A 25,695-nucleotide genomic window follows, 5' to 3' on the forward strand; every position below is an offset into this window, starting at 1 on the left:
GTGGCGGATGATGGGTAACGAACCTGATGGAATAACTGAAGACATGAGCGACCAACAACTCGACCCGCAAGCCCAGCAACAGGAAGAAAACACCCTGATCGCCCTGCGCAAGGAAAAGCTTGCAGCCGAGCGCGCGAAGGGTAACGCCTTCCCGAACGACTTCCGCCGCGAAAACTACTGCAACGACCTGCAGAAACAGTACGCGGACAAGACCAAGGAAGAGCTGGCTGAAGCGGCGATTCCGGTCAAGGTTGCCGGTCGCATCATGCTCAACCGTGGCTCGTTCATGGTGATCCAGGACATGACCGGTCGCATCCAGGTCTACGTCAACCGCAAGACCCTGTCCGAGGAAACCCTGGCTGCGGTCAAGACCTGGGACATGGGCGACATCATCGCCGCCGAAGGCACCCTGGCCCGCTCCGGCAAGGGCGACCTGTACGTCGAGATGACCACCGTGCGCCTGCTGACCAAGTCGCTGCGCCCGCTGCCGGACAAGCACCACGGCCTGACCGACACCGAGCAGCGCTACCGTCAGCGCTACGTTGACCTGATCGTCAACGAAGAAGTACGCGACACCTTCCGCGTGCGCTCGCAAGTCATCGCCCACATCCGCAGCTTCCTGATGAAGCGTGATTTCCTGGAAGTCGAGACGCCGATGCTGCAGACCATTCCGGGCGGCGCCGCGGCCAAGCCGTTCGAAACCCACCACAACGCGCTGGACATGGAAATGTTCCTGCGTATCGCGCCTGAGCTGTATCTGAAGCGTCTGGTGGTTGGCGGCTTCGAGAAGGTGTTCGAGATCAACCGCAACTTCCGTAACGAAGGCGTCTCGACCCGTCACAACCCTGAATTCACCATGTTGGAGTTCTACCAGGCCTACGCCGACTACGAAGACAACATGGACCTGACCGAAGAACTGTTCCGCGAACTGGCGCAGCTTGTGCTGGGGTCCACCGACGTGCCGTACGGCGACAAGGTGTTCCACTTCGGCGAGCCGTTCGCGCGTCTGTCGGTGTTCGACTCGATCCTCAAGTACAACCCGGATCTGACCGCCGATGACCTGAACGACATCGACAAGGCTCGCGCCATCGCCAAGAAAGCCGGCGCCAAGGTGCTGGGCTTCGAAGGCCTGGGCAAGCTGCAGGTGATGATTTTCGAAGAGCTGGTCGAGCACAAGCTGGAACAGCCGCACTTCATCACCCAGTACCCGTTCGAAGTGTCGCCGCTGGCGCGCCGCAACGACGAAAACCCGAACGTCACCGACCGTTTCGAGCTGTTCATCGGCGGCCGTGAAATCGCCAACGCCTACTCCGAGTTGAACGACGCGGAAGACCAGGCCGAGCGCTTCATGGCCCAGGTGGCCGACAAGGACGCCGGTGACGACGAAGCCATGCACTACGACGCCGACTTCGTTCGCGCGCTGGAATACGGCATGCCACCGACGGCGGGTGAGGGTATCGGTATCGACCGTCTGGTGATGCTGCTGACCAACTCGCCATCGATCCGCGACGTGATCCTGTTCCCGCACATGCGGCCTCAGGCTTAAGCGTTGTCAGAAAAGCCGCCTGGAGAGGGCGGCTTTTTTTTGCCTGTTTTGCGGATGTTCGGTTACCTGTGCTGACGCCTTCGCGGGCAAGCGCGCTCCTACACTGTATTGTGCTCGACTGTAGGAGCGCGCTTGCCCGCGACAGGGCCGGTGCAGACACCGAAGCTTTCCGATGCCCCGATTTCGAAGACTAAAAAGGAAACCTGTCGTGAATCGTACGATCGCTCAAAAGGGAGCCGCCGGCCTTGCCACGGCTGTGGCGCAGAGTGTTCAGTATCAAGGCCGCAAAGCGAGCCGACAGGGCAGTGAACAGCGTCGCCAGCAGATTCTCGATGCCGCCATGCGCATCCTCATCCGCGATGGCGTGCGCGCCGTTCGCCATCGTGCCGTGGCTGCCGAGGCGCAGGTGCCGCTGTCGGCCACCACCTATTACTTCAAGGACATCGACGACCTGCTCACCGATGCCTTCGCCCAATACGTCGAGCGCAGCGCCGCCTACATGGCCAAGCTGTGGACCAACACCGAAGTGTTGCTGCGCGAAATGGTTGCGCGCAACGATGGCAGTGCCGAGGCCCGTGGCCGCCTGGCCGACGAAATCGCGCGCATGACGATGGAATACGTGCGTCATCAACTGATGACCCGCCGCGACCAGTTGATCGCCGAGCATGCCTTCCGCCTCGAAGCCTTGATCAACCCGCGCCTGGCACCTCTGGTGAGCGCCCATCAGGAGATTCTGCTGCAGGGAAGTGCCCAGTTTCTCGAGGTCATGGGCTCGGCCCAGCCGCAGACGGACGCGCAAGTGTTGACGGGGATTATCGGGCGGATGGAATATCAGGGGCTGCTCGAAGGCCCACGGCCCGACGCAGACGAGCAAATGCTCGCTATTCTTACCCGCCAGATGCACTTGGTGCTGGGCACTGCAAGGCCCGTGGCGGGTTGATCGTTCGCCGGTTCACGGCTCACATGGGGAGGAAAGGATGAAAGTCTGGAGCGTCGTGCTCGCCTTGTCGTTCGCCCTGTTGAGCGGATGCCTGGTGACGTTCAAGGACCCGATCGCGCCCCGCGATACCGCGCCGCCCGGACTGCTCGGCACCTGGACCAGCAAGAACGCCTGGGGCGAGCCGCTGGAGCTCGAGATCAGTCGCGCCGGCACCAATCAATACCGGGCGGTCAGCTATCGCAAGGGCGATCGCCAGAACCGTGACGAATACACCTTCACCGTGGCCCGCCACGGCAGCCGCTGGTACCTGTGCGCCTCGCTGCCGGACAAGTACGGCGCCAACTACGTGATCGCAGGCTTCGACCTGATCGACAATCAAAACGCCGCCGACGAGCTGGAGGTCTATGATCTTGACCTCGAACGCTTCCAGCAACTGGTGGAACAGAAGGTCTTCGACGGCCAGACGGTGGACACCGAGAAGGGCGACGGCGTCCTGATCACCAGCTCCATGGACAAGGTGTTCGCCTACCTGGACGACACCGCCAATTCCGATGTCTTCATCAATGCGGCCAAATATCAGCGCATGACCAAATAGCGCTACCGGTTAATCAAAGGGGTATTGGGTGGACGATTACCAACAGACCATACGCACGCTGTCCGATCGTATTGTGTTGGCGCAGACGCCGATTCGCGTACTCGATGCCGTGAAATGGGACGACAGCATCCGCAAGACGTTCCTGGCCGCCAAGGGCAAGGAGCCGCCGGAGGTCAACCGCGCCTACTACGAAAGCCGCCCGCTGGGCTTCGATTCGGGCGCGGTGAAGCTCGAGTTCCAGAACATCGAGCGCGACATCACCCGGCAACTGGGCCAGTTCAACCCGGTCGGGCAGATCATGCGCCGCATGTGCAAGGAGTACCGCATGGTGATCCGCATGCTCGAAGCCCGGGGCACGCCGGACTTCGGCCTGATCTCCCAGGAGCTGTACGGCGCGGCCTCCGATGCGTTTCATGCCGGCGACCCGACCCTGGCCGACCTGGGCATGATGCTCTCCGATTACCTCAACAACATCGCCGGGCGCGGCGACCTCAAGGACGAACCCAAGACACTCAACGCCAAGGACGCGGTGGCCATGCTGCAAAGCCGCCTGAACCGCACCTTCGGCGAGGCCGAGGAAACCATCCGCGTGTTCGAGTCCGACGGCATCGTGGCTGACGCTGCGGCGGGCGCCGACTACATCAAGATCCGCAGCGACGCGATGTTCAACGAGCGTGACGTGCGGGCGCTGGAAGTCCACGAAGGCCTGGTCCACGTGGGCACCACGCTCAACGGGCTGAACCAGCCGATCTGCACCTTCCTGGCCAAGGGGCCGCCCTCGTCGACGGTGACCCAGGAAGGCTTGGCGATCCTCATGGAAGTGATCGGCTTCGCCTCGTACCCGAGCCGCCTGCGCAAGCTCACCAACCGCACCCGCGCCATCCACATGGCCGAGGAGGGCGCGGATTTCCTCCAGGTGTTCGATTTCTATCGCGAGCAGGGCTTCGGCATGCCGGAGAGCTACGGCAACGCCAGCCGCGTTTTCCGAGGCTCTGTGCCGAACGGTCTGCCGTTCACCAAGGACCTTTCGTACCTGAAGGGCTTCATCATGGTCTACAACTACATCCAGTTGGCCGTGAGAAAGGGCAAGCTTGAGCAGGTGCCGCTGCTGTTCTGCGGCAAGACCACCCTGGAAGACATGCGCACCCTGCGCCAACTGGTGGACGAAGGGCTGGTGGTGCCGCCCAAGTACCTGCCCGACCAGTTCCGCGACATGAACGCGCTGTCGGCATGGATGTGCTTCTCCAACTTCCTCAACCACTTGAGCCTGGACCGGATCGAGGCGGATTACTCGAACATCCTCTGAGCAACACACCCCGTAGGAGCGCGCTTGCCCGCGATGGCGTGGTGTCAGACGACTCGGATCTACCTGACCCACCGCCTCCGCCTGTAGGAGCGCGCTTGCCCGCGACAGCGTCGTGTCAGACGATTCACTTCTGACTGACCCACCGCCGTCGCGGGCAAGCGCGCTCCTACAAGGACCTGCGCAGGTCGGATAATTCATTTGAAAGGACATCGCTTGAAGCCGCTTCTGACTTTGCTCCTGCTCATCTCCCTCACCGGCTGCAGCGAGTTGCTGTTCTACCCCGAGCGTCATGTGCCCATGACCCCGGACAAGGCGCAACTGGCCTACCGCGACGTCACCATGATTGCCGCCGATGGCACCCGGCTCAACGGCTGGTGGCTGCCGGCCAAGGCGGGCGTGCCGGTCAAGGGCACGGTGCTGCACCTGCACGGCAACGGCGGCAACATGGCCTGGCATCTGGGCGGCAGTGGCTGGCTCCCCGAGCGGGGCTACCAGGTGCTGATGCTGGACTACCGAGGCTATGGTCGCTCCGAGGGCGATCCAAGCCTGCCTGCCGTGTATCAGGACGTCGACGCCGCCTTCGACTGGCTGAGCAAGGCCCCCGAGGCGCAAGGCAAACCGCTGATAGTCCTGGGACAAAGCCTGGGCGGCGCGATCGGCGTGCATTACCTGGCCGAACATCCGCAGCAACGCTCGCGGCTCAAGGCCCTGGTACTCGACGGCGTCCCGGCCAGTTACCGTGACATTGCGCGCTACACCCTGAGCACGTCGTGGCTGACCTGGGCGTTCAAGCGGCCATTGTCCTGGGTGATTCCTGACGGCGACAGCGCCATCACCGCCATCCCCCGGCTCAAAGGCACGCCGATCCTGTTGTTCCAGAGTCTGGACGATGCGCAGATTCCGCTGCAAAACGGCATCAGCCTGTATCAGGCCGCACCGCCCCCGCGGGTGCTGCAACTGACGCGCGGGCCTCACGTGCAGACCTTCGCCGACCCGACCTGGCAGCAAGTCATGGTCAACTACCTGGACGACCCGCAGCACTTCAACGGTTTGCGGCGCCTGGCAGAAATCCCCAACTACCCCGATCCTGACGCGAAACCGTCGCCAGGCAACCCAGCAGAGAGCCACAAATGAGTGAAGAGCGTAACGTCATCCCGCAGATTCTGACCGGCATCGCCTGTATTTTCGGCACGGTGGGGGTATTGTGGTACTACGGCTACCTGCACTTCGCAAAGCCTGAGGACGCCCTGCAATTGAGCCAGTTCACCATGCTCAAGACCATGCCGGGGGAGGATTACAAAGTCGCGCTGGAACCCGCGCCGCAGGCTGCGCAATGCATCGAAGGGGTGTTGGTGCTGTTCGATACCGAACAGAAAGGCCTGACCGGCGTGCTGGTCAACGACCGTAAACAGGCGGTGCGCTGCATGGGGCAGCAGACGCCACAAAAGGTCCAATAACACGCCGCCTCAACTCTGTAGGAGCGCGCTTGCCCGCGACCGCAATGTGTCAGATGCCTATTGGCTAAATGACACACCGCTGTCGCGGGCAAGCGCGCTCCTACACGTCGTGTTGCGTTACTGCATCGAAGAACGCGGTGCCACTGGCTGGTTGTCGTTGGATATGGTCACTTCCACGCGACGGTTCATCGCACGGCCCGACGCGCTGGCGTTGTCAGCCACCGGATATTCCTTGCCGTAACCCTGGGACACGACGCGGTCCATGCTCACACCCATCTTCACCAGCGCCATGCGCACGGAGTTGGCGCGACGCTCGGACAGCGACTGGTTGTAGCTCGCGGAGCCGGTGCTGTCGGTGTAACCCTCGACGATCACCTTGCGGTCAGGGTTCTCTTGCAGGAACTGAGACAGCTTGTTGACGTTGACCAGGCCGCTGGATTTCAGCTCGGCCTTGTTCAGATCGAACAGCACGTCACCGAAGGTCACCAGGGTGCCGCGTTCGGTCTGCTTGGCGTTCAGGCTGTTCTGCAGCGCCTTGATCTGCGCATCGCGTGCATCCAGACGTGCCTGTGCACGCTGAGCCGAGGCGTTTTTCAGATCGTTTTCAGCGGTCTTCAGGTTAATGGTCTGCTTGGCCAGCTCCACGCGCTGATTGGTCAGGTAAGCCAGTTGGTCGACTTTCTGCTCGTTTTCGTGGCTGCGGAAAGCCGCATCGGCCTTGTCCAGCCATTCGCTCGCGTCTTTGGTTTCCAGGGCCGCCAGTTCAGTGGCCTTTGGGTTGCTTTGCAGCGCCGAATAGTTGGTGCGGGCCTGCTCCAGATTCACGTTCGGTTGCGAAGAGCAGGCAGCCAGGCCAACGCTCAGGGCCAGCAGGGCAGGAATCAGTACTTGTTTACGCATGATGGTTTCGTCCTTAAATCAATGGCAATGCAGGAAATGCGAAGGGTTACTGGCTGACCGGCTGGGCCTGGCGCATGCCTTCTTCACGCAGTTCATTGACGCCCTGGCGAGCGTCCTGCACGGCTTTCTGTGCCTTGGCCGCTTGCGCCTTGCGCTCGGCTACACGGGCGTCCCACTCGGCCTGTTCAGCGTATTTGCGGGCCTCGTCGTATTTCTTTTCCTGCATCGCAAGTTCCGATTGCTTGAACTTGTCCTGCGCCGATTTCATCTCGACCGGAGCGTACTCGGTGGCACCTGCGGTCACGGCAGCGTTCACCGCCGACTGGGTCACGGCGTACTGCTCGCTTGGAGGTTTGCCTGCACAACCGGCAAGGAGCACGCTGGTGCCCACGACCAACGCGGCCAGTTTCAGCCCGCGCAGGCGGTTGGACTTGGTGTTGGCAGTGCTGATGTTCATGGTGGTCAACTCCATTTCGAAACTCCTGAAAACATGATGGTCCATTTCAGTTTTGCCCTGGTCGGGAGCGGGCGGCTTGCAGCAAACACGCGTCGCGCCTGATGCCATTGGTCGGCTTTTTCTGTCATGGCTAATTGCTCGGACCAACACGGTTTTTGAATAGTTCAGCGTTTTTTACAGCTGCCAAACGGGTGATTTGTTGCGCGTTGTAAAACTGGCGCTTTTTTAATGACACAAAAAAAGACGCGCCGGCCCCGGTTTTACGGGGCGGCGCGGCGCTTTGACTGGCATTGAAAACGACGTCGTTATCAGTGCTGCTGGCTGTCTGTCTGATCCGACAGGTCTTGTAGGAAACGACGCGACAAGGCGAGGAAACGCGGTGTCGGTCCTACGTCTTCGTAGAGAGGATCGCCTTCTTCGTCAGTGGCGACCACGTGGGTGCCCTGGATGTACGGAAAGCTTTCTTCAAGCTCTTCAAGGGCAGCACCGATCAATTCGCCCAGCAGTTCCTCCGGGGAGCGTTTGGGGTACATTTCGGCGATGGCCGCCAGGCGCGCTGCGGCTTCGACGTCCAGATGCACGGCGTAGCCGGTCTTGGTCAGGCGGCCTTTGGCGGACTGTTCCCATTGTTTTGCGAGCTCACGGATTTTCATAAAGACCTCTTCATGGTTCTCGCACCTGGCGCCCGCAGGATGACGGGAGCTGGCGAGTATGCAGACCTTCGTGGGGTCCACTACAAACCCTAGCCTGTTCCCCACGGATGTGAGGCAAGGGGTTGCATGCTTGTATGAATTTGTCGCTGTATGCACAGTAGATAGAGACGGATTTTTACCGAGCGTTCAGTTTCAGGGACTTTTCGGACCCGAAACCACGCGTGACCGGAACAACAGAAAACGCTGAAGGAGAGGGCTGGATGGCTGATATCGATGCACGTTTGCGCGAGGACGTTCACCTCTTGGGTGAGCTGTTGGGCAACACCATTCGTGATCAGCACGGGGCTGATTTTCTGGAGAAGATCGAACGTATCCGCAAGAGCGCCAAGGCCGGTCGGCACGCTGCGACACAAAGCACCGAGCAACTGAGTTCCAATCTGGAAAGCCTCAAGGAAGACGAACTGTTGCCGGTTGCGCGGGCCTTCAACCAGTTTCTGAACCTGGCCAACATCGCCGAGCAGTATCAGTTGATCCATCGCCGCGACGACAGCAAGCCGCAGCCCTTCGAATCGCGCGTGCTGCCTGAACTGCTTGAGCGTTTGAAGGCGTCCGGTCAGTCACCTGAAGCCCTGGCGCGCCAGTTGGGGAAACTGGAAATCGAACTGGTCCTCACCGCCCACCCCACCGAAGTGGCCCGGCGTACGCTCATTCAGAAGTACGATGCCATCGCCGCGCAACTGGCGGCCCTCGATCATCGCGACTTGAATGCCATCGAGCGCCAGCAGATCACCGAGCGCCTGCAGCGCCTGATCGCCGAAGCCTGGCACACCGAAGAAATCCGCCGTGTCAGACCCACGCCCGTGGATGAGGCGAAATGGGGCTTTGCGGTGATTGAAAACTCCCTGTGGCAAGCCGTCCCCAACTACCTGCGCAAGGCGGACCAGGCGCTGAAAGCGGCCACCGGCCTGCACCTGCCTCTGGAAGCGGCGCCGATCCGCTTCGCTTCATGGATGGGCGGCGACCGCGACGGCAACCCCAATGTCACCGCCACCGTGACCCGCGAAGTGCTGTTACTGGCGCGCTGGATGGCGGCGGACCTGTACCTGCGCGATGTCGATCAACTGGCTGCCGAGCTGTCGATGCAACAGGCCAGCCCCGAGCTGATGGCCGTGGCCGGCGACAGCGCCGAGCCCTATCGCGCCGTGCTCAAGCAACTGCGCGAGCGCCTGCGGGCCACCCGCAACTGGGCCCATGCCTCGCTGCGCGTCACCCAGCCTGCACCTGAGGGCGTGTTGCACGACAATCGCGAACTGCTCGAACCGCTGCAATTGTGTTTCCGCTCGCTGCACGAGTGCGGCATGGGCGTGATCGCCGATGGCCCTCTGCTCGATTGCCTGCGCCGTGCGGTCACTTTCGGCCTGTTCCTGGTCAAGCTCGATGTGCGCCAGGACTCCACCCGGCACAGCTCGGCCATGACCGAGATCACCGACTACCTGGGCCTGGGCCGATATGACGACTGGGACGAAGAAACCCGCATCGAATTCCTGCTCGGCGAGTTGAGCAACAAACGCCCACTGCTGCCCGCGCATTTCAAGCCGGCAGCCGACACCGCCGAAGTGCTGGCGACCTGCCGGGTGGTGGCGGCGGCGCCTGCGGCATCGCTGGGTTCCTACGTGATCTCCATGGCGGGCGCGGCTTCCGATGTCCTGGCCGTGCAGTTGCTGCTAAAGGAAGCCGGCTTGCAGCGACCGATGCGGGTAGTGCCGTTGTTCGAAACCCTTGCGGACCTGGACAACGCGGGGCCTGTGATCGAGCACCTGCTCAGCCTGCCGGGCTATCGCCAGCATTTGCATGGCCCGCAGGAAGTCATGATCGGCTATTCAGACTCGGCCAAGGACGCGGGCACCACGGCAGCCGCCTGGGCGCAGTATCGGGCCCAGGAAAAACTGGTGGAGATCTGCAAGGCCCAGCAAGTCGAACTGTTGCTGTTCCACGGCCGTGGCGGCACCGTAGGCCGTGGGGGTGGTCCTGCTCACGCGGCGATCCTGTCGCAGCCGCCAGGTTCGGTGGCCGGGCGTTTCCGCACCACCGAACAGGGCGAGATGATCCGCTTCAAGTTCGGCCTGCCGGACATCGCCGAGCAGAACCTGAACCTGTATCTGGCCGCGGTGCTGGAGGCAACCTTGCAGCCGCCGCCGATGCCTGAGCCGCAGTGGCGTCAGATGATGGATCAACTGGCCGCAGATGGCGTGAACGCCTATCGCGCCGTGGTCCGGGAACATCCCGAGTTCGTCGAATACTTCCGCCAGGCCACACCCGAACAGGAACTGGGACGTCTGCCGCTGGGCAGCCGGCCGGCGAAGCGTCGCGAGGGCGGGGTGGAAAGCCTGCGGGCGATCCCGTGGATCTTCGCCTGGACCCAGACCCGCCTGATGCTGCCTGCCTGGCTCGGCTGGGAAGACGCGCTGAGCAAGGCGCTGGAGCGGGGCCAGGGCGAGTTGCTGGGGCAGATGCGCGAGCAGTGGCCGTTCTTCCGCACCCGCATCGACATGCTGGAGATGGTCCTGGCCAAGGCCGACAGCGACATCGCCCAGCTCTACGACGAACGTCTGGTGCAGCCGCAACTGCTGCATTTGGGTGCGCATTTGCGCGACCTATTGTCGCAGGCGTGCGACGTGGTGCTCGGGCTGACCGGGCAGTCGCAACTGCTGGCCCACAGCCCGGAAACCCTTGAATTCATCAGCTTGCGCAACACCTACCTCGATCCGCTTCATCTATTGCAGGCCGAACTGCTGGCACGCTCGCGCAGTCGCGAGGTCAGCTTGGACAGTCCTCTGGTACAGGCGCTGCTGGTGTCTGTTGCAGGCATTGCCGCCGGTTTGCGCAATACCGGCTAAGGTGAGATTGGTGCCGCAGATGAGGCTCGAAGGCTTCATCCTGCGGCGCACAGCCGATCCGCCGCGGAGCTGCCCCCTGAAGTTGCACTGCGGTGCTACCAAAGTACCGATCGTTGCCAAGCTATTGGTTTGTCGCGGGTTGCTGCGACTTTTGGCGTCTTGTGCGGCATGAATCGGCTGTGTATCTTGATCAGCCTTTGGCCGTTGGGTCAGTTAATTTTTTTTAGTGATTGGCCCCATGTAGGCGAATCCGACGAAATCTCTATAAAAATTGAGGAGCACAACAATGCGCGTGATTCTGCTGGGAGCTCCCGGGGCCGGTAAAGGTACTCAGGCAACGTTCATCACTGAAAAGTTCGGCATTCCACAAATCTCCACCGGCGACATGCTGCGCGCTGCGGTCAAGGCCGGCACCGAGCTGGGCCTGAAGGCCAAGAGCGTCATGGACAGCGGCGGCCTGGTGTCCGATGACCTGATCATCGGTCTGATCAAGGATCGCCTGTCGCAGCCCGACTGCGCCAACGGCTGCCTGTTCGACGGCTTCCCGCGTACCATTCCCCAGGCTGAAGCCCTGAAGAATGCCGGCCTTGCCATCGACCACGTGGTCGAGATCAAGGTCGACGACGAAGAGATCGTCCAGCGTATCTCCGGCCGTCGTGTGCACGAAGGTTCGGGCCGCGTCTACCACACCGTCTACAACCCGCCGAAGGTTGAAGGCAAGGACGACGTGACCGGCGAAGACCTGGTTCAGCGCAAGGACGACGTCGAAGAGACCGTGCGTCATCGCCTGTCGGTCTACCACGCGCAGACTGAGCCTCTGGTCGAGTTCTACAAGAAGCTCGAAGAGAAGGACGGCACGCCGAAGTTCAGCAGCATCCCGGGCGTAGGTTCGGTCAAGGAAATCACCGCCAAGGTGAGCGCAGCACTGGCCTGATCTTCACCAGGCGTTGCGATGACGGCCCGCTTGCGGGCCGTTGTTGTTTATAATGCCCGCGCATTTCTCCCACTTTTCTCCCCCGATCATGGAAACTCCGATGACCACGTTGCTGGCCCTGGACACCGCCACTGAAGCCTGCTCTGTTGCCCTGTTGCACGACGGAAAAATCACCACGCACTATGAGGTGATTCCGCGGCTGCATGCGCAGAAGCTTCTGCCGATGATCAAGGAGCTGCTGGCCGGGGCCGGCATCGGGCTGTCGGCGCTGGATGCGATTGCTTTCGGGCGCGGCCCGGGGGCGTTCACTGGCGTGCGCATTGCCATTGGTGTGGTGCAGGGGCTGGCGTTCGGGCTGGATCGTCCGGTGTTGCCGGTGTCGAATCTGGCGGTGCTGGCGCAGCGGGCCTTGCGTGAGCATGGCGCCACGCAGGTGGCTGCTGCCATCGATGCGCGGATGGATGAGGTGTATTGGGGTTGCTATCGCGAAGCTGCCGGTGAGATGCGGCTGGTGGGCGAGGAGGCGGTGATGCCGCCGGAGCGTGCCGCTTTGCCTGGCGATGCGTCGGGTGAGTGGTTTGGCGCGGGTACGGGTTGGGGGTATGCGGGGCGTATGCCTGTCGCTGTCTCTGGGCAGGACGCTTTGATGCTGCCCCATGCGCAGGATTTGCTGACGCTGGCGACCTTTGCCTGGCAGCGCGGTGAGGCCATTGTTGCTGATGAGGCGCAGCCGGTTTATTTGCGGGACAAGGTGGCGACGCCCAAGGCTCGGTGATTCCCGCCTGATCGTTCCCACGCTCTGCGCATGATCGTTCCCACGCTCTGCGCATGATCGTTCCCACGCTCTGCGTGGTAACGCCTTGAACGACGCTCCGCGTCGACCGGTGACGCTTGGGTCGTGTGAATATCCGTTTTCGAGGTGGTCCGGACTTAGGGTTTCGCCCCTTACGGGCGACTGACTTTCCTTTCGGGGAAAGTAAGCAAAGCCATTGCGACAGGCTGGGGTCCTTCGGACTTCCCTCGACTCCGGCGTCGTTCCGGGGGCACGCCGTGATGGGCCGTCCCTGGCCCGCACGGCTTTCGCGGCTTCCTGCCGCTCATCCCCCTCCACGACACCTGCGCTCGGCCTGGCGCCTTAACGTCGCATTCTGCGGCGCCTGTGCCATCGCGTACGAAGATCAAAATCAAAATCTAAAACACACCACCATCCCGTAGCAGCACGGCTTGCCGGCGGGAGCGATCTTGAGGCCGCCCCGCCGGCAAGCCGTGCTACTACGGGCCGGTGTTCGCATCTGTAGGAGCGCGCTTGCCCGCGACGGGGCCCTCGAAATCGCCTCCTGGCGCACCGGCAACGCACGCCTTATTTGCGACCTGAGTCACACCATTTGCTACCGTTCGGCGACAAATGCGGGTTTTCTGCCCGGTGGTTTCAAACATTTCGCGATAAGTGTGGTCTAGTTATCGTTCGCGAGTTTGCTTCAGGCGCTTCGTGAGATTAAATTGCCACTATCAATACGCCGAGTAAGCATTGATGCGGATCACCGGTCCTTCAAATCGTTCGTACCCGATCAAGCGCAAGCCACGCAAAGGCTCTGCGGTGATCGACAACGCCTCAGAAGAAGTGATCGACGACGTTGAAGTCGTTGCGCAGCAGCCTCGTCGGCAAACCGGCAGCACGGCCAATGTGCCTGCTCGCCAGCAAGACATCATTTTCCCCCGTGCCATGAGCACCCGTGTGGCTCACGCGCTGAGCAGCTATCTGACGACTTCGACGTTCGTGGATTGGGATCTTGAAGTCTCGGGACTCGACCTTCACGTTTGAACCTCGCCAACCCGCCTTACTACATCGGTTGTCCGTCTTGGAGTGAGAACGCCTGGCGCGACTCGCTGTATCCGCCCGATGCCCGCAGTACCGATTTCCTTGAGTTGTATGCCCAGGTCTTCAATGCCGTAGAGGGCAACACCACGTTCTACGCTCGCCCCAAGGACAGCACTGTTCAGCGCTGGGCCCAGGTATTGCCCGAGCATTTTCGTTTCACCGCCAAGTTTCCCGGCGACATCAGCCACGCCGGGGATCTGCGGGAGCACCTGACGGCTGCCGAAGATTTCCTCAAGTTGCTCGCTCCGTTAGGGGCGCGCGTACAGCCATTGTGGCTGCAACTGCCAGCCAGCTTTACGCCCAATCGCCTGGGCGAGCTGGCGACTTTCATCGATGCCTTGGTCGGGCGCGAGCTGGCGGTGGAAGTGCGTCACATGGCGTTTTTCAACAAGGGCGAGGAAGAACGCATGCTCAATCGCCTGCTGCTTGATCGCGGGGTGGAGCGCATCTGTCTGGATTCAAGGCCGCTGTTCAGCTGCATCAGCCGCGATCCGGCGGTGCTGCATGCGCAGTCGAAAAAGCCGAAAGTCCCGGCGCGGCCAGCGGCGTTGACGCAATTTCCTCAGGTGCGCTTTATCGGCCGGCCTGAGCTGGACGCCAACGACAGTTTTGTCGAGCAGTGGGCGCAGAAGGTCGCAGGCTGGATCGAGGAAGGGCGCACGCCTTACGTGTTTCTGCACACCCCGGACAACCTTCAGGCACCCGAGCTTGCGCGACGTTTCCACGGCCAGTTGATGAAATTGCTGCCTGGGTTGCCCGAATTGCCTGTGCTCGATCGTGGGCCACAGGTGGAGCAACTCGGGCTGCTGTGAGGTCGATAGGGTGCACGCCTATCGGAAACCCTGCTCATGCGCGGCTCGACCTTGTTTCTCATATTCCTGCTGATCGGTGCCGGTGTCGCGGTGTCCATCTGGCGTGGCTGGCTGCCGCTGGCGGATCGCTGGAACCCCTGGGCGCCGCTGGATGTGCGCCAGTCGCCTGATCTGCTGACGAGCTTCAAACTCTGGCGCCTGCGGGACAATCCGGCGCTGTGCGAGCAGGCGCTGCAAAGCTCCAGCCTGCGCTTTACCCATCAGGCCGACAGCCGCGCCGATGCCAAATGCCCCTTGACCGACACCTTGCGCATATCCGGCGGGGACGTGGCATTGAGCAGCAGCTTCGTGTCCAGTTGCCCCTTGGCGGTCGCCTACGCGCTGTTCGAGATCCACGGGCTGCAACCGGCGGCGCAGGCGGTGTTCGGGCAGCGGGTGGTTCAGGTCGATCATCTGGGCAGCTTCGCCTGTCGCAACGTCTACAACCGCAGCGAAGGGCGGCTCAGCCAGCATGCGTCAGCCAACGCGCTGGACATCGCCGGGTTTCGTCTGGCAGACGGCAGGCGCATTTCCGTGCTCAAGGACTGGAACGATGAAGGCGATAAAGGGACGTTTCTCAGGCAAGTTCGGGATGATGCTTGCAAGCAGTTCAATACGGTATTGGGACCGGATTACAACGCCGCGCACCGTAATCACTTTCACGTCGATATGGGGCGCTGGCGGGTGTGTCGATAAATACCTGCTGCTCCTACAGTTCATCGAAGTTTCAGGCGGCAATCCGCAAATTCTGCAACACGATTGGGCGCGCCCAGCCGTTGTCGAATTCCAGATTGCGCTGTTGTTCGGTCATCTCTTCAGCGCTGTAGGGCGTGGCAGGCTTGTCGGCGAGGTCCCATTCGAACTCGGCGATCGGCAGGAACAGTGGGCGCGGCTGAGGGCCGGGGCCCGGATCGACGCTGTCGTCGTAGGGGTTCATGACGGTTGGGCGTACCCAGTTTTCGTCGAATTCCAGATTGCGCTGCTGCTCGATCAGTTCGGCGGCGCTGAAAGGCACGGCAGGCTTGTCGGCCAGGTCCCATTCGAATTCCGCGATGGGCAGGAACAGCGGCTCCGGGGGCGCCACTTCGGTGTCCTGCACCGGGCATTCGCGTTGCTCGACGATCTTGCTCAGGGTCCTGGCGCCAGCGACAGGCTCGCCGGTCATGCTGTCCGTCGCGGCGGCGACGGCGCTGTATTGCGGTGTGGTGCCGGCGTTGTCGTCGACCTGCTGGGCCATTGCACGGGCAAACGCATCCTGCCAGAGCTGCGTGACGCCGCTCAGGGTTTCGGTATTGCGTACGCTGTAGTCGCCTGCGTACGTCAGATAACCTATCGATGCTGTTTGCTGAATGTCTGACATAAGCGCTCAGTACATGCCGTGGGTCTGGCAAAATGCCGGATACTTTCGTTATCGGCAGATGTTGCCAATCATTAAGAAAATTTGAGTGTGTTAACGCAATGACTGAGCAGCAGGCGGGCAACCGCATTCGGGTCGAAACCCTGACCGCCGACGGGCAGCAAACAGCCGTGCACTGGGCCGAGCGCCTGGGCTTGCCGATGGACGACGCCGAGGCGGATTTTGCCCTGCAGGTCAGCGACGATGGCCTCCAGTTGCAGCAACTGGGCGACGATGCTCCGGGGCCGGTGCGGGTCGATTTCGTCGAAGGCAAGGCGGCCCACCGGCGTCTCTTCGGCGGCGGCAGCGGGCAGATGATCGCCAAGGCAGTGGGTATTCAGCCGGGGGTTCGCCCCCGTGTCCACGATGCCACGGCGGGGCTTGGCAAGGATGCGTTCGTGCTGGCGAGCCTGGGGTGCGAGATCAGCCTGAGCGAGCGCCAGCCGATCATCGCCGCGCTGCTGGAAGACGGCCTGGCCCGTGGCGCGCAGGATCTGGATGTGGGGCCTATCATCGGCCAGATGCGCCTGTTGACCGGTAATTCCATCGAACTGATGCGCAACTGGCAGGGCGAGCCGCCGCAAGTGATCTACCTTGATCCGATGTTTCCGCACCGCGAGAAAACCGCGCTGGTGAAGAAGGAAATGCGCCTGTTCCGCCCGCTGGTGGGCGATGATCTGGACGCCCCGGCGTTGCTCGCCGCCGCGCTGGACCTGGCGACCCACCGCGTGGTGGTCAAGCGCCCGCGCAAGGCGCCGTGCATCGAAGGCACCAAACCGGGTTATGCGCTGGATGGCAAGTCCAGCCGGTATGACATCTATCCCAAGAAAGCGTTGAAACCCTGAGGTCTCTGCACCTGTAGGAGCGCGCTTGCCCGCGACTGCGTCATGCCTGACAACACATCGGCATCAGGTATAACGCGGTCGCGGGCAAGCGCGCTCCTACACGGGGCTCATGGGCATTACGCCCTGTACGCCTTCAAAAACAACCCCACCACTTCCTGCACATGCTGCTCGCCGGCCTGTTCATCGGGCGGGGTGCCGTTGCCGATCAGCAGGCGGAAGTTGCACACGCCCTTGATCAGGCTCAGAAAATGCCCCGCTGCCCTGAGCGGTGAATCGAAATGCAGCCCTTGGGTGTCATTCACCCGCGTCAGAAACCGCTCCATTTCCTGCAGGATGTGCTGCGGTCCGGCCTCGAAAAACACCTCTGACAACTTCGAATCCTGAGTGCCCAGCGCAATCATCAACCGATGCAATTCGATGGACTCCGGGCTGTTGATCAGCACCTGAAAGCCTCTGGCAATACCCAGCAACACTTTTTCAACGGGCTCCTGAGGTGAGACATTCACGAACAACTCGGGCACCTGCTCCTCGCAGCGAGCCAGCACCGCCGCTGAAAACAGCGTCTCCTTGTCATTGAAATGGCTGTACACGGTCAGCTTGGAAACCCCGGCCTCAGCGGCGACGGCGTCCATGCTGGTGCTCGCGTAGCCGTTGCGCACGAACAGGTTCTTGGCCGCTTCAAGGATGGCTAGGCGCTTGGCCGGATCCTTCGGGCGGCCCGGGCCGGCAGGGGTGGCGTCGTTCATTCGGTCTTCAGGCATCTGTATTTTATTAGTGGACTGTTCAGTTCGGTAATTCTTAATATACTCGCCAGTACAATTATTCAAAGCTCCCTTTTGCCAAGGTGCCACATCATGTTTCGCGATGCCTTGTTCCTTGCTGTGCCCATCAGTCTGGTGTCGCTGCTGGCGGGCTGTGGTCAGGACGTGTCAGTTCCGGCCACGGTACGTCCGGCCATGGTAGTGCAACCGGTCCCGTCATCCCAATCGATGGACAGTTATCCCGGCGAAGTGCGCGCCCGCTTCGAGCCCGACCTGGCGTTCCGCATTGGCGGCAAGGTCAGCAAGCGTCTGGTCGAGGAGGGCGAGCGGGTCAAGGCCAACCAGCCACTGGCCGAGCTCGACGCGCAGGATGTGCGCCTGCAACTGGATGCGAGCCGCGCGCAGGTCGCTGCGGCCGAAGCCAATCTGCAGATGGTCCGCTCCGAGCGTGACCGTTACAAGACGCTGATGGAACGGCAGATGGTCAGCAAGTCCCAATACGACAACGCCGAAAATCTCTATCGCGCCGGTGACGCCCGTCTCAAGCAGATGAAGGCCGAACTGACCGTTGCCGACAATCAGACCAGCTACGCCGTGCTTCGTGCCTCCCAGGATGGCGTGGTCGCCAAGCGCCTGGTGGAGGTGGGGCAGGTGGTCGCTGCGGGCCAGACGGTGTTTACCCTGGCCGCCGATGGCGAGCGGGAAGTCTCCATCAGCCTGCCGGAACAGAACTATGGCCGCTTCAAGATCGGTGACCCGGTGTCGGTCGAGCTGTGGACCCAGCGCGATCAGCGCTTCGCTGGCCGCATCCGCGAGCTGTCCCCGGCGGCCGACCCGCGGTCGAGAACCTTCGCCGCGCGCATCGCTTTCTCCGGCAACAAGGTGGCGGCGGAGCTTGGGCAGAGTGCGCGGGTGTTTATCCAGTCCGAGCACAGCGTGCCGTTGTCGGTACCGCTGTCGGCGGTGACGGCCGAGAATGGCGCCACTTATGTCTGGCGTCTGCAAAGCGACAACACCCTCAAACGCACCGCGGTGCAAGTGGGCGCCTATGGGCAGGAGTCGGTGCCGGTGCTGAGCGGCCTGAACGCCAGCGACTGGGTGGTGGCCGCCGGGGTGCATGTGCTGCACGAAGGCGAGCAGGTGCGTCCGGTGGATCGCAGCAATCGGGCAGTGAAGCTGGCAAGCCAGTCGGCGAGCGGGGAGTAAGCACGGATGCGTTTCAACCTTTCCGAATGGGCCCTGCGCAATCGGCAGATGGTCCTTTACCTGATGATTCTGCTGGCGGTGGTCGGCGCGCTGTCCTACACCAAACTGGGGCAAAGCGAAGACCCGCCCTTCACCTTCAAAGCCATGGTGATACGTACACTCTGGCCCGGTGCCAGTGCCGAGGAAGTGGCGCGCCAGGTCACCGACCGCATCGAAAAGAAGCTGATGGAAACCGGCGACTACGAGCGCATCGTCTCGTTTTCCCGGCCCGGTGAATCCCAGGTGACGTTCATGGCCCGGGATTCGCTGGTCTCGGCCAAACTGCCGGAGCTCTGGTACCAGATCCGCAAGAAGATCGGCGACATCCGCCAGACTCTGCCGGCAGGTACCCAGGGGCCGTTCTTCAACGACGAGTTCGGCACCACCTTCGGCAATATCTACGCACTGACCGGCGAAGGCTTCGACTACGCCGTGCTCAAGGACTACGCCGACCGTATCCAGATCCAGCTGCAACGGGTCAAGGATGTGGGCAAGGTCGAGTTGCTCGGCCTGCAGGACGAGAAGATCTGGATCGAGTTGTCCAACGTCAAGCTGGCGACCCTGGGACTGCCGCTGTCCGCCGTGCAACAGGCGCTGGAAGCCCAGAACGCCGTGGTGGCAGCAAGCTTCTTCGAGACCCCCAGCGAGCGCATCCAGCTACGGGTGAGCGGGCGCTTCCAGACGGTCGATCAGATTCGTGATTTCCCGATTCGCGTGGGCGAACGCACCTTCCGTATCAGCGATCTGGCCGAGGTGCGTCGTGGCTTCAATGATCCGCCCGCACCGCGCATGCGTTTCATGGGCGAAGACGCCATCGGCCTGGCCGTGGCCATGAAGGACGGCGGCGACATTCTGGTGCTGGGCAAGGCGCTGGAAGGTGAGTTCGCCCGCCTGCAGAACAACCTGCCGGCCGGGATGCAACTGCGCAAGGTGTCCGATCAGCCGGCGGCGGTGAAAACCAGTGTCGGCGAGTTTGTCCAGGTGCTGGCCGAGGCGCTGGGTATCGTGTTGCTGGTGAGTTTCTTCTCGCTCGGCGTGCGCACCGGCATGGTGGTCGCGCTGGCGATTCCGGTGGTGTTGGCCATGACCTTCGCCACCATGTATTACCTGGGGATCGGCCTGCACAAGATTTCCCTCGGGGCCTTGGTGCTGGCGCTGGGCTTGCTGGTGGACGACGCGATCATTGCCGTGGAAATGATGGCAATCAAGATGGAACAGGGCTATGACCGGCTCAAGGCCGCAAGTTTCGCCTGGACCAGCACGGCCTTTCCGATGCTCACTGGCACCCTCATCACCGCAGCGGGGTTCCTGCCGATTGCCACCGCGCAGTCGAGCACCGGGGAATACACCCGCTCGATCTTTCAGGTGGTGACCATCGCCTTGCTGGCCTCGTGGGTGGCGGCGGTGGTGTTCGTGCCGTATCTGGGCGAGCGGCTGTTGCCGGATCTGGCGAAAATTCACGCGGCCAAACATGGTACGGGCCCGGATGCGCCCGACCCCTATGGCACCGCGTTCTACAAGCGGGTCAGGGCATTGGTGGGGTGGTGCGTGCGGCGGCGCAAGACGGTGATCGTGCTGACCATCGCGCTGTTCGTGCTGTCGATCTTCAGCTTCCGTTTCGTGCCGCAGCAGTTTTTCCCGGCCTCGGGCAGGCTTGAGCTGATGGTCGATCTGAAGCTGGCGGAAGGCGCGTCGCTGAGTAACACCACCGAGCAGGTGAAGCGTCTGGAGACGCTGATCAAGGCGCACGCGGGCGTCGAGAATTACGTGGCGTATGTGGGCACCGGCTCGCCGCGTTTCTACCTGCCGCTGGACCAGCAGTTGCCTGCGGCAAGCTTTGCGCAATTCGTGGTGCTGGCCAAGACCATCGAGGACCGCGAGTCCCTGCGCACCTGGCTGATCCAGACCCTGGACGAGCAGTTCCCGATGCTGCGCCCTCGGGTCACTCGCCTTGAAAACGGCCCGCCCGTGGGCTATCCGGTGCAGTTCCGGGTGACCGGCGAGCACATCGAGGATGTCCGGATGCTGGCGCGCAAGGTCGCCGCCAAGGTTCGCGAGAACCCGCATGTGGTCAATGTGCACCTGGATTGGGAAGAGCCGAGCAAGGTGGTCTACCTCAATGTCGATCAGGACCGCGCCCGGGCGCTGGGGGTGACCACCGGTGATCTGTCGCGCCTGCTGCAAAGTCAGCTGACCGGGTCGAGCGTCAGCCAGTACCGCGAGGATGACGAACTGATCGAGATCCTGCTGCGTGGCACCGAGCAGGAGCGCCATGAGCTAGGTGCGTTGTCGAGCCTGTCGGTGCCTACCGCCAATGGCAGCAGTGTCGCGCTGTCCCAGGTAGCGACCCTGGAATACGGCTTTGAAGAAGGCATCATCTGGCACCGCAATCGCCTGCCGAACGTCACCATCCGCGCCGACATCTACGGCAAGGAGCAGCCGGCCACGCTGGTCAATCAGATTTGGCCGACGCTGGATGAAGTGCGCGCGCAACTGCCTGACGGGTATCTGCTGGAGGTAGGCGGGACGGTGGAGGATTCCACGCGCGGGCAGAACTCGGTGAACGCCGGGGTGCCGCTGTTCATCGTGGTGGTGCTGACGCTTTTGATGATTCAGCTGCGCAGTTTCTCACGCACGTTCATGGTGTTTCTGACGGCGCCGTTGGGGTTGATCGGGGTGACGCTGTTCCTGCTGATCTTCCGTCAGCCGTTCGGGTTTGTGGCGATGCTCGGCACCATTGCGCTGTCGGGGATGATCATGCGCAACTCGGTGATTCTGGTGGATCAGATCGAACAGGACATTGCGGCCGGGCTCGATCGCTGGCAAGCGATCATCGAAGCGACCGTGCGCCGCTTCCGGCCCATCGTGCTGACCGCGCTGGCGGCGGTGCTGGCGATGATCCCGCTGTCACGCAGCGTGTTCTTCGGGCCGATGGCAGTGGCCATCATGGGCGGGCTGATCGTCGCCACGGCGCTGACGCTACTGTTCCTGCCAGCGCTGTACGCCGCCTGGTTCAAAGTCCGCCGCGACGAGCACCCGTAGCAGCGCTTTGCAGGTGTCCACAATGGTTGAGTGGCCGGGATCTGTGGGAGCGGGCTTGCCCGCGAAGGCGGTGGATCAGACACCGTTCAGGCGTCTGGCCTGGCGCATTCGCGGGCAAGCCCGCTCCCACAGGTTATCGGTACGGCCCTTGGATCTGTGTTCGAAACCCGATCCTGCGGTTACAACACTCCAAACACCTTCTTGGCCAGACTGGTCGCCGCGGCGGCGGGGTTGGCGCGGATGCCTTCTTCCTGTTTGGCGATCATTTCGAACAGGCCATCGAGGGCCTTTTCGGTCACGTAACCTTCGATATTGGAGCTCTTGGCATCCAGTACGCCGAGGGTTGCGGCCTGTCCTGCGAACGAGTTGTACTGCTGGGCCAGGCCGACCTTGTCGGTGGCCTGCTTCACGATCGGCAGGAATTTCGCGCGGATCTGCTCGCGGCTGGACTTGTTCAGGTACTCGGTGGCCGAGTCCTTGCCGCCGGCCAGAATGCCCTTGGCATCAGTCACGCTCATCTTCTTCACGGCATCCACCAGAATCGCCTGGGCCTGAGGCACGGCGGCTTCGGCGGCCAGGTTCATGCTGGTTTCCAGTTGATCGACCTGGGCGCCCATGCCGAACTGCTTCATCTTCTTCGCCACTTTACCGAGGTTGCCCGGCAGCTCGATGCGCACTTCCTTGTTGTTGCTGAAGCCGCCCGGCACGCCCAGTTGCTTGACGGCGATCTGCGCGCCCTGGGTCAGCGCGTCTTTCAGGCCGCCCGTGGCATCCGATTGCGAGAGATCACCCAAGGACAACGCGAAGGCGCTGGCCGACAACAACAGGCCGGCGCACAGGCCCGTGAACGACGATAAGCGAAGCAGCATGAGGTAACGTCCTTATGAAGGTGTGTAACGGGGAGAAGGCTAGTGGGCCGGGTTCACGCGGACCTTCACCGGCGGCTTTTCTTCCAGCGTGAGGTCGACAGTGTAGCGCTCGGTACTGATCATCAACAGTTTGCCGCCATCTTCGATACGGGCGCTGACCGCATAGGTATGGCCGGGCTTGACCTGTTTCTGATCGTAGGTCAGGTGGAAGGGCAGCGGCACCTGGCCCTTGATCGGACCTTTCTGGTTGGCAAGGGTGACGGCAGGCGCATCGGCCAGCGACACGTCCTGCAAGGCGACTTCCAGCGTCGCGGTCGGCGGCAGCGCGATGCGTTGCAGGTAGAACACTTCGCCATCGACCTTGCCTGGCAGGTTATCCGGGTCGTGGCCGGCGCAGGCGGTCAGCAGGGCGGCCATCAGGGGCATGAGCAGGTATTTCATTGGGTGGATCTCCTTGTGGTGCACGCAGGGTCTCTGTAGGAGTGAGCTTGCTCGCGATAGCGGTACGTCAGATGCCTGTGTCTTGGCTGACCTGGCGCCATCGCGAGCAAGCTCACTCCTACAGGCGTGGGGTCAGACGCTAATGTCCGGTTCTAGGACCCCATCATCGCGGTGCAGTGCCACCTGGCGGATCGAAAGACGTATTTCAGCAGGTAACACGCGCTTGGCGGCGCCTTCCGCCAGCTCGCCCAGCAGCTCGTGATAACCCAGCTTGCCGTTCTCGTCCTTGCGCAGCACGTCCTGATCCAGCAGCGTCTGGATGAAGTGACGGAACAGGCTCTTGTCGAAGAACTCCGGTGCATTCAGGCCATGCAGGATCGACAGGCGCTGGGCCATGATCGTGCACAGGTCTTCCAGCTCTTCGGCGCTAAGGCTGTTCTGCCCGCTGTTGAGCAGCAGCGCGATCGCCATGTAGAAACGCTGCAGCGTCTGCGCGATGGCCCGGGACAACAAGGTTAGCAGCACGAAATGCCGCGAACTTGGCGCCGGACGCAGATACACGTCGTTCTCGAAGCGTAGCAAACCCTGCTCGACGAACGCGGCCAGCCACTGGTCAATCGCGCCGTCCAATTCGTCAAGCGACCAGCGAATGAACAGCTCCGATTGCAGGTACGGATACAGCGCCCGGGCATAACGCAGCACCTGTTCGCGGCTCATGCGCGACGAACTCTGGAAGAAGCTCGCGAGCAGTGAAGGCAGGGCGAAGATGTGCAACACGTTGTTGCGGTAGTAGGTCATCAGCACCGCGTTCTGCTCGTCCAGATACAGAATGCGGCCCAGCGCGTCCTTCTGCTCGGACAGCAGGTCCATGCCCTTGACGTGCTCGATCAGCGCCCGGCCATCGCCTTCGGGCAATGTGGTATGGGGCGAGTAGGGCACGCTGCGCAACAGCGTCAGGTAAAGGTCCAGCACTCGCGCCAGGGCCTGATCATCCAGTGCGTGCTTGTTGGTCGAAAGCAAGGCCAGCGCCACCAGGTTCACCGGATTGACCGCCGCCGCCTCGTTCAGGTGACGGGCTACCCGTTCGCCGAGGCGGTGAGTGGTTTCGTTCAGCCACGCAGGCTTGAACACCGGCCCCAGTTCCTGGGCGCGCCAGTCGGGCTGCTCGTGATCGAGGAAGTCGGCCAGCTTGATCGGCTCGCCGAAGTTGACCGCCACCTGGCCGAAGCGCTGCTTGAGCGCGCCGATGACCTTGAAGATGTCGAAGATCGACTCTTTCTTTTTCGCCGCGCCCCGCAGTTCGCCCAGGTAGGTGCGGCCTTCGAGTACGCGCTCGTAGCCGATGTAAACCGGTACGAACACGATCGGTGTGCGCGAATTGCGCAGGTAGCTGCGCAGGGTGATGGCCAGCATGCCGGTCTTGGGTTGCAGCATGCGGCCGGTGCGCGAGCGTCCGCCTTCGACGAAGTATTCCACCGGGAAACCCTTGGTGAACAGGGTATGCAGGTACTCGTTGAACACGGCGGTGTACAGCGGATTGCCCTTGAAGGTGCGGCGCATGAAGAACGCGCCGCCCCGGCGCAGCAGCCCGCCGATCACCGGCATGTTGAGGTTGATGCCGGCGGCGATGTGCGGCGGGGTCAGGCCGTTGCGGAACAACAGGTAGGACAGCAGCAGGTAGTCGATATGGCTGCGGTGGCAGGGCACGTAGATGATCTCGTTGCCCTGGGCGACGTTCTGCACGCCTTCCAGATGGCTGACCTTGATGCCGTCGTAGATCTTGTTCCAGAACCAGCTGAGCACCACTTCCAGGAAGCGGATCGCGGTGTAGGTGTAGTCCGAGGCAATCTCATTGCCATAGTGCAGGGCTTTTTCCCGCGCCTTGGCTTCGCTGATCTTCTCCCGCGCCGCCTCTTCGAGAATCGCCTGCTTGACCAGCGGGTCAGCGACCAGACCCTTCACCAGATTACGGCGGTGGGAAATGTCCGGGCCGATCACGGCAGTCTTCAGGTTGCGGAAATGCACGCGCAGCAGGCGCTGGGCCATGCGCACGGTGCGCTCGTAGCCCTTGTTTTCATCGACCAGCTCACGCAGGTGAATGGGCGCGGAGAACTGCACGCGGGTCTTGCGCCCCAGAATCAGAATGGTGATGAACTTGCGCAGCCTTCCTGTGACGGCCCAACTGTCGGCGAACAGCAGTTTCCACGGGCTGTCTTCCTTGTCCGGGGACTGGCCCCAGAACACGCTGACCGGAATGATCTGCGCGTCTTCTGCGGCATTCTGGCTGACCGCACCGACCAGGCGCTCAAGCACGGGCGGCGCACCGCTTTTGTCCTGACGGCCCAGCCAGTCAGGTTCGGGCGTCAGGTAGAAGAACGCGGCAGGCTCCGACAGATTGCCTCCCACCACCGGCAGCACCGGGCGCGGCAACCCGGCCTTGCGGCATTCGCGGTCAAGCACGGCCAGATCCGCCAGCGACGGGTTCTGCAAGGCGTAGAACACCGGGCGGCTGCGGTCCAGATTCAGGGTGAAGGACGATTGGTTGATCGTCTCCGAACGTACCCACAGGTACAGCAGACGACGCAGGGCGCCGAACACAAGACGACGAAACGGGGAACGGGTCATACGAATTCTGCGCTGAGGGGCCTTGGCCCACGAAGCGGTCAGTTTGCCGGATATGG

The 25,695-nt window shown here is 62.1% G+C and carries 23 protein-coding genes; 15 read left to right on the top strand and 8 right to left on the bottom strand.

Annotation, left to right across the window (positions count from 1 at the left end):
• The first annotated feature begins 43 nt into the window (after positions 1-43).
• The 6 genes from lysS (at position 44) to ACIPO9_RS22290 (ending at position 5,844) form a co-directional block, all read left to right on the top strand.
• Positions 44-1,546, top strand: a complete 1,503-nt coding sequence (gene lysS, locus ACIPO9_RS22265) for a lysine--tRNA ligase (protein WP_274133749.1) — start codon at positions 44-46, stop codon at positions 1,544-1,546.
• 172 nt (positions 1,547-1,718) lie between these two features.
• On the top strand, positions 1,719-2,486 hold the full coding sequence (locus ACIPO9_RS22270; RefSeq protein WP_274133748.1) for a TetR/AcrR family transcriptional regulator: 768 nt from the start codon (positions 1,719-1,721) through the stop codon (positions 2,484-2,486).
• Positions 2,487-2,523: 37 nt separating this feature from the next.
• Positions 2,524-3,081, top strand: coding sequence for a hypothetical protein (locus tag ACIPO9_RS22275; protein WP_400783556.1), 558 nt, complete (start codon positions 2,524-2,526; stop codon positions 3,079-3,081).
• Between the two features lie 28 nt (positions 3,082-3,109).
• Positions 3,110-4,387, top strand: a complete 1,278-nt coding sequence (locus tag ACIPO9_RS22280; RefSeq protein ID WP_400611173.1) for a flavohemoglobin expression-modulating QEGLA motif protein — start codon at positions 3,110-3,112, stop codon at positions 4,385-4,387.
• Positions 4,388-4,600: 213 nt separating this feature from the next.
• Positions 4,601-5,521 carry an alpha/beta hydrolase gene (locus tag ACIPO9_RS22285; RefSeq protein WP_400783558.1) on the top strand — a complete coding sequence of 307 codons (921 nt, stop codon included), beginning with the start codon at positions 4,601-4,603 and terminating at the stop codon, positions 5,519-5,521.
• Positions 5,518-5,844: a hypothetical protein gene (locus tag ACIPO9_RS22290; RefSeq protein ID WP_400783560.1), complete on the top strand. Its 327-nt coding sequence runs from the start codon at positions 5,518-5,520 to the stop codon at positions 5,842-5,844. Before ACIPO9_RS22285 ends, ACIPO9_RS22290 begins: the two co-directional genes overlap by 4 nt.
• Positions 5,845-5,961: 117 nt before the next feature.
• Here the strand turns inward: ACIPO9_RS22290 and ACIPO9_RS22295 are convergent, their stop codons facing one another.
• The 3 genes from ACIPO9_RS22295 to ACIPO9_RS22305 form a co-directional block, all read right to left on the bottom strand.
• Complete coding sequence (locus ACIPO9_RS22295) at positions 5,962-6,744, bottom strand: OmpA family protein (RefSeq protein WP_274133743.1); 783 nt, start codon at positions 6,742-6,744, stop codon at positions 5,962-5,964.
• A gap of 46 nt (positions 6,745-6,790) precedes the next feature.
• Positions 6,791-7,216 (bottom strand): DUF4398 domain-containing protein, encoded by a 426-nt coding sequence (locus ACIPO9_RS22300; RefSeq protein WP_274133742.1) that lies wholly within the window; start codon positions 7,214-7,216, stop codon positions 6,791-6,793.
• 293 nt (positions 7,217-7,509) lie between these two features.
• Positions 7,510-7,854, bottom strand: coding sequence for a pilin assembly protein (locus ACIPO9_RS22305; protein ID WP_400611178.1), 345 nt, complete (start codon positions 7,852-7,854; stop codon positions 7,510-7,512).
• 260 nt (positions 7,855-8,114) lie between these two features.
• Between ACIPO9_RS22305 and ppc the strand changes: the two genes are divergently transcribed.
• From ppc to ACIPO9_RS22335, 6 genes are all read left to right on the top strand, one after another.
• Positions 8,115-10,751 carry a phosphoenolpyruvate carboxylase gene (gene ppc, locus ACIPO9_RS22310; protein WP_400783562.1) on the top strand — a complete coding sequence of 879 codons (2,637 nt, stop codon included), beginning with the start codon at positions 8,115-8,117 and terminating at the stop codon, positions 10,749-10,751.
• Between the two features lie 286 nt (positions 10,752-11,037).
• A complete protein-coding gene (gene adk / locus ACIPO9_RS22315) occupies positions 11,038-11,685 on the top strand; it encodes an adenylate kinase (protein ID WP_274133739.1) in 648 nt (215 codons plus the stop codon).
• Positions 11,686-11,785: 100 nt separating this feature from the next.
• Positions 11,786-12,460 carry a tRNA (adenosine(37)-N6)-threonylcarbamoyltransferase complex dimerization subunit type 1 TsaB gene (tsaB, locus tag ACIPO9_RS22320; RefSeq protein ID WP_400611183.1) on the top strand — a complete coding sequence of 225 codons (675 nt, stop codon included), beginning with the start codon at positions 11,786-11,788 and terminating at the stop codon, positions 12,458-12,460.
• Positions 12,461-13,216: 756 nt separating this feature from the next.
• Positions 13,217-13,507 carry a hypothetical protein gene (locus ACIPO9_RS22325; protein ID WP_274136582.1) on the top strand — a complete coding sequence of 97 codons (291 nt, stop codon included), beginning with the start codon at positions 13,217-13,219 and terminating at the stop codon, positions 13,505-13,507.
• Positions 13,504-14,376 carry a DUF72 domain-containing protein gene (locus ACIPO9_RS22330; protein ID WP_400783564.1) on the top strand — a complete coding sequence of 291 codons (873 nt, stop codon included), beginning with the start codon at positions 13,504-13,506 and terminating at the stop codon, positions 14,374-14,376. The genes ACIPO9_RS22325 and ACIPO9_RS22330 overlap by 4 nt, the downstream gene beginning before the upstream one ends.
• Positions 14,377-14,412: 36 nt before the next feature.
• Positions 14,413-15,111 carry an extensin family protein gene (locus ACIPO9_RS22335; protein WP_400783567.1) on the top strand — a complete coding sequence of 233 codons (699 nt, stop codon included), beginning with the start codon at positions 14,413-14,415 and terminating at the stop codon, positions 15,109-15,111.
• 31 nt (positions 15,112-15,142) lie between these two features.
• Here ACIPO9_RS22335 and ACIPO9_RS22340 read toward each other — a convergent pair whose 3' ends face one another.
• On the bottom strand, positions 15,143-15,775 hold the full coding sequence (locus tag ACIPO9_RS22340) for an energy transducer TonB (protein ID WP_274136585.1): 633 nt from the start codon (positions 15,773-15,775) through the stop codon (positions 15,143-15,145).
• Between the two features lie 98 nt (positions 15,776-15,873).
• On the opposite strand from ACIPO9_RS22340, the gene ACIPO9_RS22345 reads away from it, so the two are divergent.
• Positions 15,874-16,656, top strand: coding sequence for a class I SAM-dependent methyltransferase (locus ACIPO9_RS22345; RefSeq protein ID WP_400783570.1), 783 nt, complete (start codon positions 15,874-15,876; stop codon positions 16,654-16,656).
• A 116-nt stretch (positions 16,657-16,772) separates the two neighbouring features.
• Here the strand turns inward: ACIPO9_RS22345 and ACIPO9_RS22350 are convergent, their stop codons facing one another.
• A complete protein-coding gene (locus ACIPO9_RS22350) occupies positions 16,773-17,402 on the bottom strand; it encodes a TetR/AcrR family transcriptional regulator (RefSeq protein ID WP_400783572.1) in 630 nt (209 codons plus the stop codon).
• Between the two features lie 108 nt (positions 17,403-17,510).
• On the opposite strand from ACIPO9_RS22350, the gene ACIPO9_RS22355 reads away from it, so the two are divergent.
• Positions 17,511-18,623: an efflux RND transporter periplasmic adaptor subunit gene (locus ACIPO9_RS22355; protein ID WP_400783575.1), complete on the top strand. Its 1,113-nt coding sequence runs from the start codon at positions 17,511-17,513 to the stop codon at positions 18,621-18,623.
• Between the two features lie 6 nt (positions 18,624-18,629).
• On the top strand, positions 18,630-21,704 hold the full coding sequence (locus ACIPO9_RS22360) for an efflux RND transporter permease subunit (protein WP_400783577.1): 3,075 nt from the start codon (positions 18,630-18,632) through the stop codon (positions 21,702-21,704).
• Between the two features lie 179 nt (positions 21,705-21,883).
• Here the strand turns inward: ACIPO9_RS22360 and ACIPO9_RS22365 are convergent, their stop codons facing one another.
• The 3 genes from ACIPO9_RS22365 to plsB all read right to left on the bottom strand — a co-directional run bounded on the left by ACIPO9_RS22365 (position 21,884) and on the right by plsB (position 25,639).
• The gene (locus ACIPO9_RS22365) at positions 21,884-22,573 is read right to left on the bottom strand and encodes a DUF4197 domain-containing protein (RefSeq protein WP_400610274.1); all 690 of its coding nucleotides are present in this window, start codon (positions 22,571-22,573) and stop codon (positions 21,884-21,886) included.
• A gap of 39 nt (positions 22,574-22,612) precedes the next feature.
• Positions 22,613-23,014, bottom strand: a complete 402-nt coding sequence (locus ACIPO9_RS22370) for a YbaY family lipoprotein (protein ID WP_274136591.1) — start codon at positions 23,012-23,014, stop codon at positions 22,613-22,615.
• A gap of 132 nt (positions 23,015-23,146) precedes the next feature.
• Positions 23,147-25,639, bottom strand: a complete 2,493-nt coding sequence (plsB, locus tag ACIPO9_RS22375) for a glycerol-3-phosphate 1-O-acyltransferase PlsB (RefSeq protein WP_400783580.1) — start codon at positions 25,637-25,639, stop codon at positions 23,147-23,149.
• Positions 25,640-25,695 lie beyond the last annotated feature (56 nt).

Origin of the sequence: Pseudomonas sp. NPDC090203, from assembly GCF_044746765.1 — a bacterium.
Classification (GTDB): domain Bacteria; phylum Pseudomonadota; class Gammaproteobacteria; order Pseudomonadales; family Pseudomonadaceae; genus Aquipseudomonas; species Aquipseudomonas putida_AD.